Origin of the sequence: Thalassobaculum litoreum DSM 18839, from assembly GCF_900102465.1 — a bacterium.
Taxonomy (GTDB): Bacteria; Pseudomonadota; Alphaproteobacteria; order Thalassobaculales; family Thalassobaculaceae; genus Thalassobaculum; species Thalassobaculum litoreum.
This window is the reverse complement of sequence record NZ_FNBW01000003.1, coordinates 164,824-179,366: the sequence shown is the minus strand read 5'-3', so window position 1 is coordinate 179,366 and position 14,543 is coordinate 164,824. Positions and strand designations below refer to the sequence as shown.

Sequence of the window (14,543 nt, the reverse complement as noted above, 5' to 3'; positions counted from 1 at the left end):
ATTCTCTACACTCCCCGGATTTATTCCGGGGTCCACGGATCGGCGCGCCCGTAAGCGGGAAACCTCAAGCTGCAGCGGTACCCCGCGTGGGCCACGGAATAAATCCGGGGAGTGCGGAGGGGCAGGGAGCATCAACCCTTCCAACCACCCGCCCCAAGCGCCTTCAGGATCTCCGCCGTCGAGCCCGCGATATGGCGCTCCATCACCCGGTGAACCCCTACCCCGTCCCCGGCCAGCACCAGAGCCAGGATCTCCCCGTGCTCGTCGTTCGACAGCGCCGCATGGCCGGTCATGCGCCACATCAGCCGCAGATAGCGCTCGTAGCGCGCCCGCAGGCCCGTCACCAGCTCCAGGGTGATCGGCCGGTCGGCGGCGGCGTAAAGCGCGTCGTGGAAGGCGGCGTTGGCCGTCATTAGCGCCGCCGGTGTCGATGCCCGCTCCATCGCCCCGATCGCCGCCCGGGCCGCCGCCACGTCCACCAGCGCCGCGCGCCCGGCGGCCCGCTCGGCCAGCCCCGGCTCCAGGGCGAGGCGCAGGGCACCGATTTCCTCCGCCTCCGCCGCCGACAGGCCGGCGACCCGCACACCCCGGTTCGCCACCGACACGGCCAGCCCTTCGGCCTCCAGCCGGCGCAAGGCCTCGCGGATCGGCGCCTGGCTGGTGCCGAAGCGCCGGGCCAGATGCTCCTGGGGCAGCCGCGCGTCCGGCGCTAGGACCCCGTCCAGGATCTCCTCGCGCAGCAGGGCGGCGATCTCCGCCGGCATGGAGCGCCGGCTCGGCAGGGGCGTCGGGTCGAGGGTCACGATCCCATCCTGATTGTTGACGTCGGTCTGTCTATGGATCATTTTATCGATTATCGATAATTTGGAGAAGCAAAATGCGACCGGATGATTTCGACGCGATCACCTTCGACGTCTATGGCACCCTGATCGACTGGGAGCCGTCCATTCTGGCCCGGCTGCGGGCGTGTGTGGATAGCCAGGGGGCGGACGGCCAAGGCGCCACGCCCACCGACGCCGAGCTGATCGACGCCTTCGACCGCGCCCGGGCGCATTACCAGATGCTGTCCCCCGCCCGGCCCTATCCGCGCATCCTGGAGCTCGCCATTGCCTATGTGGCCGGTGAATGGGGTGTCCGAGTGGACCCGGGCGAGCAGCAAGCCTTTGGGGCGTCGGTCGGCGAATGGCCGGCCTATGACGACAGCGTCGCCGCCCTGGCGCGGCTGAAGGAGCGGTTCATGCTGGGCGCGCTGACCAACATGGACGACGCGTCCTTCGCGCTGTCCCGGGCGCGGCTGGACGAGCCGTTCGAGATCCTCGTCACGGCCGAGCGCGCCGGCGCCTACAAACCGTCGCTGCGACATTTCGTGCTGTCGCTCACCGACCTCGCCGCGCGCGGAATCCCGCCGCATCGGGTTCTGCACGTGGCCCAGAGCCGGCGCGCCGATGTGCGGCCCTGCAACCTGCTCGGCCAGCCCGTCGTCCATATCGACCGCAGCGGCAAGGCGCTCGGCCATACCGGCTTCGGCGCCGAGCTGGCGGTGCCCGACGCGACCTATCCGACCATGGCGGCGTTCGTGCAGGCGTTCGTCGACTGACCGGCGCGCCGGTCTCTTCCCGTCTCGACAACCCAGGGGCGACCGCGCATCTTCCCGCCAAACAACACGGAGGGACGACATGGCGAAGCCTCGGATCGCGGTATTCGCGCTCGGCGGGACAATCTCGATGGTCAAGGGCGAGGCGGGCGTGCGCCCGGGCCTGACGGCGGAGCAGCTTGTCGCCGCCGCGCCCGGCATCGACGCGCTGGCCGAGATCGAGGCGCGCACCGTCAGCACCATCGGCAGCTCGGACCTGTCCGTCGACAACGTGCTGGAGGTCGCCCGCGCCATCGAGGCGGCGGTGGCGGACGGCATCGACGGCGCCATCGTCACCCAGGGCACCGATACCATGGAGGAATCCGCCTTCCTGCTGGACCTGGCGCTGCGGGTCGACGTGCCGGTGGTCGTCACCGGGGCGATGCGCAACCCGCTGTCGATCTCCCATGACGGGCCGGGCAACGTCTACGCCGCCATGCAGGTGGTCACCGACCCGGCCGTGCGGAACGGCGCGCGGGAGCTGGGGGTGATGGTGGTGATGCTGGACAGCATCCACGCCGCCGTCGATGTGGCCAAGACCAACACCAGCCGGATCGACGCCTTCGCCAGTCCAGAGGCTGGCCCGCTGGGCGTGGTGGTGGAGGACAGGGTGCGGCTGACCGGCCGCCCGGTGCGGGACCACAAGACCGCCCTGGACGCGGCCCTCGGCGATCTGACGCTGACCTCCGTTGCGCCGCCGCTGCCCGCGGTCGCGCTGCTGACCATGGCGATGGGCGAGACCGGGGCGCTGCTGGCGGCGATGGCGGCCGATCCGGACCGCTTCGGCTATTCCGGCATCGTGCTGGGCGCCATGGGCGGCGGCCACACGCCGTCCTGGGTGACCGCGCATCTGGACGCCCTGATCCCGCATCTGCCGGTGGTCATGGCCGGGCGCATGCAGGCCGGCTACCTGCTGGCCAAGACCTATGAGCGCGAGGGCTCGGAAATGGACCTGCTGCGCCGGGGCGTGCGCTCGGCGGGCCGCCTTCCGCCGCTGAAGGCCCGGCTGCTGCTGACGGCGATGCTGATGGGCGGGCTCGACCAAGGCGCCATGGACCGGGTCTGGGCCGCGACGAACTGATTCATCCCCGCTGACCGGCTGCGGCCGGGCCAAAAAGAGAGCGGCGCCCCGGTTGCCCGGAGCGCCGCCCGTCCCCCACCGCAACTGTACCCGTCAGGCGGCCTGAACCCGCCCGACGAAGCGGTCGACCACATCGCGCAGCTCGCCGGAAACGACCGTGGTGCGGCCGGCCGCGTCGGTGACGTTGCCCACCGTCGCCACCGTGCGGTCCGTGGCCTCGTTCACCCCGCCGATATTGGCCGAGAGCTGCTCGGTCCCGCGGGCGGCTTCCTGCATGTTCCTGGTGATCTCGGCCGTGGCCGCCTTCTGCTCCTCGACGGCGGCGGAGATCGCCGCGGAGATCTCGTCCACCTGCTCGATGCTGGAGACGATCTCGCGGACCGCATCGACCGAGGTGCCGCAGGCTTCCTGGACGCGGCGGATCTTGTCGGCGATCTCCTCGGTCGCCTTGCCGGTCTGCGTGGCCAGGCTCTTCACTTCAGAGGCGACCACGGCGAAGCCCTTGCCCGCGTCCCCGGCCCGGGCCGCCTCGATCGTGGCGTTGAGGGCCAGCAGGTTGGTCTGCTCGGAGATGCTGGTGATCAGCTCGACCACCTGGGCGATCGCCTCGGACTGGGTGGCCAGATCCTCCATGGAGGACAGGGTCACCCGGGCCTTGTCGGAGGTGTTGCGGACCGTGTCGCTGGACCGGGTCACCTGGCCGACGATCTCGCCGAAGGAGGAGTCCATCTCCTCCGCCGCCGCCGACACGCTCTGCACGTTGGCGGACGTCTGCTCCGAGATCGACGCGACCTCGGAACTGCGGTCCTTGGTCTCCCCGGCGACGGTCCGCAGGGTCTCCGCCGAGCCGCCGAGTTCCTCCGACACGCCGCGCAGCTTCTCCAGCCGCTCGCCGATGCTGGTCTGGAACTCGGAGATCGCCTCCTCCAGCGCCGAGGCCCGTTCCTGGCGCCGCGCGTCGAGCTTGGCCTGTTCGGTCTCCAGCTCCTTGGTGCGGATCATGTTGTCCTTGAACACCTGCACCGCCCTGGCCATCCGGCCGATCTCGTCCTGTGCCTCCGTCGACGGGATCTCGGTATTCAGATCACCCTCGGCCAGATGCCCCATGCTCTCGGTCAGCGAGCCGACCGGGCCGGTGATGCTGCGGGCCATCAGAATGGCCGACAGAATGCCGATCACCAGCGCCGCCAGGGCGACCGCGCCGTCGATGATCAGTGAAATCTCGGCACTGGACTGCATGTCGGACCCCAGGTCGTTCTGCAGGTCCAGGTATTTGGTCTCCATCTCGTCGATCAGTTCGGCCGTCTGATCGCCCAGCACGTTCAGCTGGTCGGCAATGATCTGATTGCGCTTGACGGTCATCTGGACGATGGCGTCGAAGGTCTCGCCGAAGGAGGTCAGGTCCTCCTGGACGGTGATGGCCCGGAAATCGCCGGCATCGACCAGTTCGGTGACGATCTCCAGCGCATTGCCGAGAAATTTGCGCACATAGCCGATCGCTTCGGGGTCGTTGGTCACCAGATAGCGCTGGGAGGCGAAGCGAACCTCGAGCGCGCCCTCCAGCGCATAGGCCAGGTCGCCCATCGCGGCGACGTCGTCCCACCCCTTGGCGTCCTCCACCATCTCCTTGATCAGGGACGTGAACCGCTCGCCGGTCTCGTCCAGGGTCGCCACGATCTTCTTGCGCTCGTCATGCAGCGCGGAGACCTGGGCGAAGGTCTGTCCATAGATGGTGATGTTCTCCTGAATCTGGTTCAGGAGAGCTGCCTGCTCCTCGTCGGTGATCGAGGACTTGGCTTCGTCGAGCAGGGTCTGGACATCGGCAAGGCGCATCTCGACCAGGGCGGCGGCACTCGCCGAGCCGCTGCTTTCGAAGGCCTTCGCGCTGATCTGGCTGGTCAGAATGGTCGCCTGTATCCGGGCGATCAGATTGGTGTTCGTGGCAATGGCGCGATAGCCGGTGACGCCCTCGCGGGACTGCCAGAGGCTGTAGCCGGCCTGGGCGGCCAGGACGAGCAACAGCACGATGATAATGCCGAAACCCGCTGCGAGCCGAGTGCCGATCCTGAAGTTCGACAGGTACGAATGGGCTGACATTATAAGCACCCTTATGGTTCTTCGATTCCTCCGCTGCCCTAAGTTGTAATAGAAAAATTAAATTTTCCTGAAGAAATAAAGGGTCATATTTTCCACGTTTTCGGCGGAAAATTTCGACACTTTATTTCGCAGCGCACAAAAGCGGCGCCCCCGGCAGTCATCGCGTGACTGCCGGGGGCGATGTTTGGATGAGGCGCCGGGGCGTGTCCTCAGGCTGCCTTGACCCGCTGGATGAACCCGTCGATCGCGTCCTTCATGGCGACCGCCTCGGCCTCGGTCCGCCGGGCCGCAGTGGTCACACCGCCGACGGTCGACGACGTCCGGTCGGAGGCCTCGTTCACCCGTGCGATGTTCGAGGAAAGCTGCTCGGTTCCCTTGGCCGCTTCCTGCATGTTGCGGGTGATCTCCGAGGTCGCCGCCTTCTGCTGCTCGACTGCAGCGGAGATGGCCGCGGAGATCTCGTTGACCTCCTCGATGCTGGTCACGATCGCGCGGACCGCCCCAACGGAGATTCCGCAGGCTTCCTGAACCCGGCGGATCTTGTCGGAGATCTCCTCCGTCGCCTTACCGGTCTGAGTCGCGAGCGACTTGACCTCCGAGGCCACGACGGCGAAGCCCTTGCCGGCATCGCCCGCCCGCGCCGCCTCGATCGTGGCGTTGAGGGCCAACAGATTGGTCTGCTCGGCGATCCCCGTGATCAGCTCGATCACCTGGGCGATGCCCTCGGACTGCTCCTGCAGGTCCTCGATCGAGATCAGGGTCTGGCGGGCACGGCCAGAGGTGTTCTCCACCGACGTGCTGGCCCGGCTGACCTGAGAGACGATCTCACCGAAGGACGAGTCCATCTCCTCCGCCGCCGCGGACACGCTCTGAACGTTCGCCGCGGTCTGATCGGAAGCGGCTGCCGCACCGGTGCTCTGCTCCTTGGTCTCGCTCGCCACGCCGGTCAGCGTGTCGGCCGACTGGCCCAGTTCGTCGGAAACGCCCCGCAGGGCCTCGAGGCGCTCGGTGATCTGCGACTGGAAGTCGTTGACGGCCATCTCCACGGCTTCGGTCCGCCGGTTTCTCTCGGCCTGCTGGATCTTCTCCTGCTCCTCGAGTTCCTGCGCCCGGATCATGTTGTCCTTGAAGACCTGCACCGCCCGAGCCATCAGGCCGATTTCGTCCTTTTGTTCGGTCGACGGGATCTGTGTGGCCACGTCGCCGTCGGAAAGGCGACCCATGGCGCTTGTAAGACCTCCCACCGGCCCGGCAATGCTCCGGGTGATCAGCAGGGCGGCGAGCACGCCGACGATCACCGCGACCGTCGCAACAGCAATCGACACGACCACCGAATTCTCGGTGTCCGACTGCATCTGCGGGCCCAAAGTGTCCTGCACGGACTTGTAGTCGAGCTTCATGGTTTCGATCTCCTCGGCGACCTGCGGGCCGATGCGATCCAGGGTGCCGGTGATCAGGGTGTTGCGCTGCTCGATGACCTCTCCCACGCTCCGCAAGGTATTTTCATACGCGGTGAGTTGGCGAACCAGCGTATCGACGACCGCATCGTCCACCACGCCCCGGAGCATCTCGGCATTCTTCTTGCCGGCCAACTTAAATGCGATCGCCGACTCCAGATCCTGGTGCCGGTTATCAAGCAGGAACTTGTTGGCCTCGAGCCGCATCGCCAGCAGATCCTCCATGGCGATAACCAACGCGGCGATCTGCACGGGTTTGCCATTGCCGGAAACGATGTCGACCGTCGCCTCCAGCGAGGCTGTGGCCGACGGACCGATGGTATTCAGGATGGCGACAAGTTCGTTGCGCTTCACCTGCAGGGCGGTGACCTCCTCGAAGGTCTGGCCGTACTGCTCCATCTGGGCGTGCATACCGGCCAGCGCCGCCTTGCGCTGAGAGTTCTTGATTGACTGCTCGGCTTCTGTGAACAGAGCCATAGAAGCGGCGTGACGCTCCCTCACCGCGGCGATGGCGCTGTCGGACCCCGTCTTCACGAAGTCCTTCACGGCCAGACGGGTCGCGAGGAGGTTGGCCTGGATGCGGCCGATCTGGTTGGTGTTCACCGCGGTGCGTCGATAGTCGACCACGTCCTGGCTGGTGCCGAGCAGGTTCACGCTGACTGTGGCGGCGAGCAGCACCATCAGCCCCAGGACAATGCCGAACCCGCTGAACAGGCGGGCACTGATTTTCAGGTTTGAAAGGTGCTTCACGTCAGCATCCCCGAGCTAGAAGAGATCAGACGTGGTCTATCGGGGAGATGCTGTTAATAAATCTTGAACCCCACGAAATTTTTTAAAGAAAAGCAGATACTAATCGGTACCGTTTCCAGTGAGGACCGGCCCACCTCGACACCGGGCCGGTCCTCAGCAGTCGTTCTCAGCGCCCCATGGCACTCGCCTCTTGTGAAGCGCGCTGCATGTTTGCCGACATGTCATTGGCCACGGTGCTCTGCTCCTCGACCGCGGCCGCCGTGGAGGCCACGTATTCCTGGACCTCATCCATCGCCGAGCGGATGGAGGCCAGAGAGTTCACCACCTCGCTGGAAACATGCTGCATGCGGCTGATATTCTCGCCAATCTGATCGGTGGCGTTCTTCGCCTGGTTCGCCAGGTTCTTGACCTCGTTGGCGACCACCGCGAAGCCCTTGCCCGCCTCGCCGGCCCGAGCCGACTCGATCGTCGCGTTCAGCGCGAGAAGGCTGATCTGGCCGGTGATGTCGTTGATCGCCTCGACGATGCCGCCCATGGCCTTGGTGGCCCCTTCCAGTTCCACCGTGAAGCCGTCGGCGGCGACGACCAGATCGAAGGCGCCAGCCGTCGTGTCCTTCGACTTGACCATGCTGGTCGCGATCTCCTTGACCGACGCATTCAACTCCTCGGCACCCGCGGCGACCGTTTCCATGAGCTGCTGGACGTGCTCGGCCCGCTTGCGGGCGAGCACCTGATCGGTCACGTCCGAAGCGTACTTGACCACCTTGAACGGCTTGCCGTTGAGGTCGCAGATCGGGTTGTAGGACGCCTGGATCCAGACCTCGCGTCCGCCCTTGCCGATGCGCCGGAACTCACCCGAGCGGTACTGGCCGCGGCGCAGCGCATCCCAGAACTCCGCATATTCCGGGCTCGACTGGTAACCCTTGTCGACGAACATCCGGTGATGCCTTCCCCGGATCTCGTCGATCGTGTAGCCTATCGCACCGAGGAAATGCGCGTTCGCCGACTGGATGATCCCGTCGAGATCGAACTCGATGACCGCCTGTGACGCCCCGATCGCATCGATCTGGCCCTGGGCATCGGCGGCCTTGAGCTTCTGCTTGGTCACGTCGGTGGCGAACTTGACGACCCTGAACGGATTGCCGTCGAGGTCGCGGATGGGGTTGTAGGTCGCCTGGATCCAGACCTCGCGCCCGCCCTTGCCGATCCGCTTGAACTCGCCCTGCTTGAAATTGCCGGCGGCGAGTGACGGCCAGAACTGCTTGTACTCCTCGCTTTTCACCTGCGCGGGATCGATGAACATGCTGTGGTGCTTGCCCTGAATCTCCGACAGCGAATAGCCCAAGGTGTCGAGGAAGTTCTGGTTCGCCCGGACGATGGTGCCGTCGAGCTCGAACTCGATCACGGCCATCGATTTTCCGATGGCGTCAGTCTGGCCGGAGGAGAAGACATCCCGCAGCACCCGTTCGGTCACATCGGTCGCGAGCTTGATCACTCCGGTCAGGGCGCCGGCACGGTTCGTGGTGGGGATATAGCTTGCCTGCAGCCAGATGTCCGACCCATCGCGCTTCACCCGACGGAACACCCCGGTCTGAGTCTCACCGCCGCGCAACGCCTGCCAGAACGCCCGATACTCCGCAGAATCGCCTTCATGTTTGGGCACGAAGGTGCTGTGGTTCTTACCGACGACCTGATCGAGACTGAAGCCCATGAGCTTCAAGAAGTTTTCGTTGGCGGTCTTGACCGTGCCGTCGAGACCGAACTCGATGAGTGCCTGCGAACGGTTAAGCGCTTCCGCGATCTCCGGCTTGTTCTCGTTGTCTGCGCGCCGAGTGAATAGAAACATGATACCCTCATAAACGTGCATAATAGTGACTACGGAGCAGTCCCCAGTGAATGCACTGTGGACGCGGGTATCTACACGACTGTCTGTAAAAACTAATTAAATTTAGAACCAATCTGTTCTGTTGATTGTTAATGTTCGTTTAACCACGCGCAAACAGAGTCTCTGGCTCCGTGAACCGCCGCGTCACATCAGCCCGCCGTGGCGGCGGATGAAGGAGACGATCTCCGGTACGCCGGTGCCGTCCTTCAGGTTGGTGAACAGGAACGGCCGGTCGCCGCGCATCCTCTTGCTGTCCGCCTCCATCACCGACAGGTCGGCGCCGACCAGCGGGGCCAGGTCGATCTTGTTGATGATCAGCAGGTCGGAGCGGGTGATGCCGGGACCGCCCTTGCGCGGGATCTTCTCGCCGGCGGCCACGTCGATCACGTAGATGGTGATGTCGGCCAGCTCCGGGCTGAAGGTGGCGGCCAGGTTGTCGCCGCCGCTCTCGATGAAGCAGATCTGGGCCGAGGGGAACAGGCCGGCCATACGCTCGACGGCGGCGAGGTTGATGGAGGCGTCCTCGCGGATGGCGGTGTGCGGGCAGCCGCCCGTCTCCACCCCCATGATCCGCTCCTCCTCCAGCGCCTCGGCGCGGACCAGGATGCGGCGGTCCTCGTCGGTGTAGATGTCGTTGGTGACGACGACCAGGTCGTTCACGTCGCGCATCGCCTTGCACAGGACCTCCACGAGCGCGGTCTTGCCGGAGCCGACCGGCCCGCCGATGCCGACGCGGAAGGGGCCGTGGGGGGAGACGCCCTGAGATGAATTTGCCAGTGCCGTGCTCATGACCGGAACAACCTCGTGTGCTGGGTTTCGTGTCGCATGGAACACCAGTCGACCATCGGGACGGCCGACCAGAGCGCGTCGGGCTCGGCGGCTTCCGCCAGCGACGCGGTGGAGAGAATAACCGGTTCCAGCGCCGCCGTGACCCGCTGACCGTCGGTCTGGCCGATCATCGACAGGCGGATCGCGGCGGACACCGTGTTGGCCGCCGCGCCGTGCAGGAAGAACCGCAGGGTGGCCGACAGGTCGATGCCGTGGGCCGCGGCGCAGAGGCCGACGGCCACCGGCAGGGCGAGCTCGAGCTTGTCGCGTGCGAACCTTGTGGCCAGCGCGTCCAGCGCCGGCTGGGGCCAGGCGGCGCGCACCGTGCGCAGGAAGGCGCCGCCCTGAACCACCGTCTCCTGGGCCAGTTCCGCTGTGCCCTTCAGCGCGGCGGCCAGTTCCGCCGTCTCCAGCAGGGCGGCCTCGTCGTCCAGCCGGCGATAGGACCGGGCGAGCAGCACCGCATCCTGGCGGGGGGCGCCCTGGGCCAGCAGGTGCGCAGCCCAGGCCCTCAGGGTCTCGGCATCGCGCACCAGCCCCGCCTCGACCGCCCATTCCAGCCCATGGCTGTAGGCGAAGGCGCCGACCGGGAAGGACGGCGAGGTCCAGGCCGCGAGCTTCAGCAACCCATCGGCCGCCCGCTCCGCCTGAGGCCGGTCAGTGTCCATGGTGGTGGTGATGGCCGTGCCCGTGATCGTGCCCGTGGTCGTGGCCGTGATCATGATCGTGATCGTGGTGATGGTGGTGACCGCCGGGGCTGGCCGGATCGCCATAGGCGCCGCCTTCCGGCTGGAACGGCTGAGTGACACGGGCGATATCGGCGCCGAGGCCCTGCAGCATGTCCTCGATCACATGGTCCGGACGGATGAGGATGGCGTCGGCGCGGATCTCGGACGGCAGATGGCGGTTGCCCAGGTGCCAGGCCAGCCGCAGCAGGGCGTGGGGCGAGTGGGCGCGCACTTCCACCAACTCTTCCGGGGCCGCCTCCACTTTCAACCAGCCACCATCGTCCAGCTTCAACCCGTCGCCGCCGGCCATGGCTACCGGCTTGGCGAGGTCGAGCAGGATCTCCTCGCCGCCATCGGTGGTCAGCATCATCCGGCGCCGGAACCGGGCATCGAAATCCAGGGTGACGGCGGCCTTCGCCTCCCCCTCCGGCCAGTGCCCGGCCCGGGCATGCTCAACGGCGCGGGTCATGTGTTGCAGTTCCTTCCCTCAAACTCTGTTCCCACTCCCCGGCCTTGTGCCGGGGCCTACCCGTCGGCGTGCCCGATCGTTCGGGCTCGTGTGTCCGACGCCCATGCTGAACCCAGCGTGGGCCCCGGAATAAATCCGGGGAGTGGTGACGCAATACCGCTTCACTTCTCTCATCTCATCGTCATCCCGGCGACCACTGAGCATGACCCGGGGGGTCGGCCGGGACCCAGTGCATCCGTCCGCATCACGGTCCCGGCCCGCCCCCGGATTGGATCCGGGGTCGTCCGCGATGACGAGCGTGGATGAATCGATGGGTCCTCCCCCCTCAGAACAGGAAATACCGCTGCGCCATGGACACCACCTCGGCCGGCTCGCAGGTGAGCAGGCGGCCGTCGGCGGTGACTTCGTAGGTCTCCGGATCCACCGTGATCTTCGGCAGGTAGTCGTTCATCCGCATCGACTGCTTGGAGATCCCGCCGCGGGTGTTGGCCACCGCCACCGTCTGCTTGGCGAGGCCGTACTGGTGGCGGATGTCGCGCTCCAGCCCGGCCTGGCTGATGAAGGTGACCGAGCCGGCCGTCCGGGCGCCGCCCAGGGCGCCGAACATCGGCCGGGCATGCACCGGCTGCGGTGTCGGGATGGAGGCGTTCGGGTCGCCCATCTGGGCGCTGGCGATCAGGCCGCCGACAAGCACCATGTCCGGCTTCACCCCGAAGAAGGCCGGGCTCCACAGCACCAGATCGGCCCGCTTGCCGACCTCGATGGAGCCGACCTCATGGGCCACGCCCTGGGCGATCGCCGGGTTGATCGTGTACTTGGCGACATAGCGGCGGGCGCGCAGGTTGTCGTTGTCGCCGGTCTCGCCGTCGAGCCGGCCGAACTGCTTCTTCATCTTGTCGGCGGTCTGCCAGGTGCGGATCACCACCTCACCGACCCGACCCATGGCCTGGCTGTCCGACGCCATGATCGAGAAGGCGCCGAGGTCGTGCAGGATGTCCTCCGCCGCGATGGTCTCCTTGCGGATGCGGCTTTCGGCGAAGGCCACGTCCTCGGGAATGCGCGGGTCGAGGTGGTGGCAGACCATGAGCATGTCGAGATGCTCGTCCACCGTGTTGACCGTGAACGGTCGGGTCGGGTTGGTCGAGGACGGCAGCACATTGACCTCGCCGCAGACCTTGATGATGTCCGGCGCGTGGCCGCCGCCCGCACCCTCGGTGTGGAAGGCGTGGATGGTGCGACCCTTGAACGCGGCCACCGAATGCTCGACGAACCCGGACTCGTTCAGGGTGTCGGTATGGATCATCACCTGGATGTCCATGGCGTCGGCCACCGACAGGCAGCAGTCGATCGCCGCGGGTGTCGTGCCCCAGTCCTCGTGCAGTTTCAGCCCGCAGGCGCCCGCCCGGATCTGTTCCTCCAGCGCCTGGGGCAGCGCGGCGTTGCCCTTGCCGAAGAAGCCGAGATTGATCGGCAGCGCGTCGGCCGCCTGCATCATCCGCATGATGTTCCACGGGCCGGGCGTACAGGTCGTGGCGTTGGTGCCGGTAGCGGGCCCGGTGCCGCCGCCCATCATGGTGGTGACGCCCGACGACAGCGCCTCGTCGACCTGCTGAGGGCAGATGAAGTGGATATGCACGTCGAGCCCGCCGGCGGTGAGGATCTTGCCCTCGCCGGCGATGGCCTCGGTGCCGGGGCCGATGACGATGTCGACGCCGCTCTGCACGTCCGGGTTCCCCGCCTTGCCGATGGCGACGATGCGGCCGTCGCGCACGCCGATATCCGCCTTGAAGACCCCGGTGACGTCGAGGACCGTGGCGTTGGTGATGACCAGATCGACCGCCCCTTCGGCCCGGGTCGCCTGGGACTGGCCCATGCCGTCGCGGATCACCTTGCCGCCGCCGAACTTCACCTCGTCGCCATAGGTGGTGAAGTCCTTCTCCACCTCGATGACGATGTCGGTATCGGCGAGGCGGACCCTGTCCCCCTTGGTCGGGCCGAACATGCCGGCATAGGCGGCGCGCGGCATCATGCGCGGCGGCACGTTGCCCTGGCCCTTCACGGTGTCGGGTAGCGCGCCCATGACCTGGCCGTTGAAGCCGAACACGCTGCGCGCACCGCCGAACGGCACCAGGGTGACCTCGCGGGTCTGGCCCGGCTCGAAGCGCACGGCCGTGCCGGCGGGAATGTCGAGCCGCCGGCCCAGGGCCGCCTTACGGTCGAAGTCCAGGCCCGGATTGGTCTCGGCGAAATGGTAGTGGGAGCCGACCTGGACCGGACGGTCGCCGGTATTGGCGACGGTGACCGTCAGCCGGTCGGCGCCGGCATTGAGTTCGATCTCGCCCTCGGCGGGGATGAGTTCACCCGGGATCATGGCCTCTCTCCTCGCTCAGCGGATGGGATCGTGGACGGTGACGAGCTTGGTGCCGTCGGGGAAGGTCGCCTCCACCTGCACCTCGTGCAGCATGTCGGCGATGCCGTCCATCACCTGGTCCTTGGAGACGACCTCCGCCCCCGCCGCCATCAGGTCGGCGACCGAGCGGCCGTCGCGCGCGCCCTCGACCACGAAATCGGTGATCAGGGCGATCGCCTCGGGGTAATTGAGCTTCACCCCGCGCTCCAGACGCCGGCGCGCGACCATTGCCGCCATGGCGATCAGCAGCTTGTCCTTCTCGCGTGGACTGAGTTGCATAAGACCCTCCCGCTCCTCTGCACCGTATAGGTTGCCGCCGGTTAAGCCCGGCGTCGATCCTTTTTCGCACCTGCAAAAACGCCGCTAGACCGACCAGATCACCGGCATGCGCGCCGGCCGGCCGAGCCAGACCGCCCGGCTGGCGCTCCAGATCGCGGCGAGCGCGGCACGGGCGGCCGCCGGCTGCTGCGCCAGCACCCGCACCACGACGCAATCGCCGGCGAGCGCGGTGGCGCCGATCCGCAGGCCGTCGATCGGGGGCTGTGCCCGGGCGATGTCCACCGCCTGTCCGGCCCCGTCGCCGACCAGCAGCAGCATGGCCAGCGCCTTGGCCCCGTCTAGCCCGGCGGCCGCCGCCATCGACCCGGCGATATCCCCGTCGAGGCCGAAATCGTCGGCCCAGACCAGCCTTCCGTCGCGGCGCAGGCGGATGCGGTCGCGCAGGCTCCCGTTTGAGAAGACCTCACCCCGGGCGATGCGGCCGAGCACCACGGTCTCGGCATAGGCGAAGCGTCCGCCGGCGGCGACGTCGATCTCGGTGGTGCGCAGCAGCCGCGAGCCGTCGAACAGGATGGTGCCGGAGGACAGCATCTCCAGCACGGCACCGGCACCGACCCGGTAGGCGTTGGATAGCACCGCCTCGGCGCCGTCGCTGCGGTACACCTTCTCGGCGGCCTGGGTGGTGGCCAGCAGCGCCTCGTCGGCGCCGACATCGAGGGACACGCTCAGCCGGTCGCCGCCGACCACACCGCCGGCCACGTTGGCGACGACGACCGTGCGCGGCTCGCCGCCCTCGACATAGGGACGGAACAGGCGCATCGGCGGAGTGTAGTGGCTGCGCAGGAGCCTGCCCGACCCGACCGCCAGCTCCAGCGCGCCGGCATAGCGCTGCAGCGCCTGCTCGCGGGTGGTCACGGGCATCGCCG

The 14,543-nt window shown here is 67.0% G+C and carries 12 protein-coding genes; 2 read left to right on the top strand and 10 right to left on the bottom strand.

The features are described 5' to 3' along the window. Positions 1 to 131: 131 nt before the first annotated feature. The gene (locus BLS34_RS06025) at positions 132 to 845 is read right to left on the bottom strand and encodes a GntR family transcriptional regulator (protein ID WP_093148926.1); all 714 of its coding nucleotides are present in this window, start codon (positions 843 to 845) and stop codon (positions 132 to 134) included. Between the two features lie 32 nt (positions 846 to 877). Between BLS34_RS06025 and BLS34_RS06020 the strand changes: the two genes are divergently transcribed. Both BLS34_RS06020 and BLS34_RS06015 read left to right on the top strand, forming a co-directional pair. Beyond that, positions 878 to 1,597, top strand: coding sequence for an HAD-IA family hydrolase (locus tag BLS34_RS06020; protein WP_093148925.1), 720 nt, complete (start codon positions 878 to 880; stop codon positions 1,595 to 1,597). Positions 1,598 to 1,676: 79 nt separating this feature from the next. Next, positions 1,677 to 2,714 (top strand): asparaginase, encoded by a 1,038-nt coding sequence (locus BLS34_RS06015; RefSeq protein WP_093148923.1) that lies wholly within the window; start codon positions 1,677 to 1,679, stop codon positions 2,712 to 2,714. Positions 2,715 to 2,807: 93 nt separating this feature from the next. Here the strand turns inward: BLS34_RS06015 and BLS34_RS06010 are convergent, their stop codons facing one another. From BLS34_RS06010 to BLS34_RS05970, 9 genes are all read right to left on the bottom strand, one after another. Further along, complete coding sequence (locus tag BLS34_RS06010) at positions 2,808 to 4,811, bottom strand: HAMP domain-containing methyl-accepting chemotaxis protein (RefSeq protein ID WP_093148921.1); 2,004 nt, start codon at positions 4,809 to 4,811, stop codon at positions 2,808 to 2,810. Positions 4,812 to 5,020: 209 nt separating this feature from the next. Continuing rightward, positions 5,021 to 7,018 carry a methyl-accepting chemotaxis protein gene (locus tag BLS34_RS06005; RefSeq protein ID WP_093148918.1) on the bottom strand — a complete coding sequence of 666 codons (1,998 nt, stop codon included), beginning with the start codon at positions 7,016 to 7,018 and terminating at the stop codon, positions 5,021 to 5,023. 166 nt (positions 7,019 to 7,184) lie between these two features. Continuing rightward, the gene (locus BLS34_RS06000) at positions 7,185 to 8,864 is read right to left on the bottom strand and encodes a methyl-accepting chemotaxis protein (RefSeq protein WP_093148916.1); all 1,680 of its coding nucleotides are present in this window, start codon (positions 8,862 to 8,864) and stop codon (positions 7,185 to 7,187) included. 183 nt (positions 8,865 to 9,047) lie between these two features. After that, the gene (gene ureG / locus BLS34_RS05995; protein WP_093148915.1) at positions 9,048 to 9,692 is read right to left on the bottom strand and encodes an urease accessory protein UreG; all 645 of its coding nucleotides are present in this window, start codon (positions 9,690 to 9,692) and stop codon (positions 9,048 to 9,050) included. Next, positions 9,689 to 10,453, bottom strand: coding sequence for an urease accessory protein UreF (locus BLS34_RS05990; RefSeq protein WP_093148913.1), 765 nt, complete (start codon positions 10,451 to 10,453; stop codon positions 9,689 to 9,691). The genes ureG and BLS34_RS05990 overlap by 4 nt, the downstream gene beginning before the upstream one ends. Further along, entirely contained in the window at positions 10,389 to 10,928 is a 540-nt protein-coding gene (locus BLS34_RS05985; protein WP_093148911.1) for an urease accessory protein UreE, read from the bottom strand. The genes BLS34_RS05990 and BLS34_RS05985 overlap by 65 nt, the downstream gene beginning before the upstream one ends. Before the next feature lie 325 nt (positions 10,929 to 11,253). After that, entirely contained in the window at positions 11,254 to 13,299 is a 2,046-nt protein-coding gene (gene ureC, locus BLS34_RS05980) for an urease subunit alpha (protein ID WP_093148910.1), read from the bottom strand. A 15-nt stretch (positions 13,300 to 13,314) separates the two neighbouring features. After that, a complete protein-coding gene (locus BLS34_RS05975) occupies positions 13,315 to 13,617 on the bottom strand; it encodes an urease subunit gamma (RefSeq protein ID WP_028795574.1) in 303 nt (100 codons plus the stop codon). A gap of 84 nt (positions 13,618 to 13,701) precedes the next feature. Then, on the bottom strand, positions 13,702 to 14,532 hold the full coding sequence (locus tag BLS34_RS05970) for an urease accessory protein UreD (protein WP_175474120.1): 831 nt from the start codon (positions 14,530 to 14,532) through the stop codon (positions 13,702 to 13,704). Between the last annotated feature and the right edge of the window lie 11 nt (positions 14,533 to 14,543).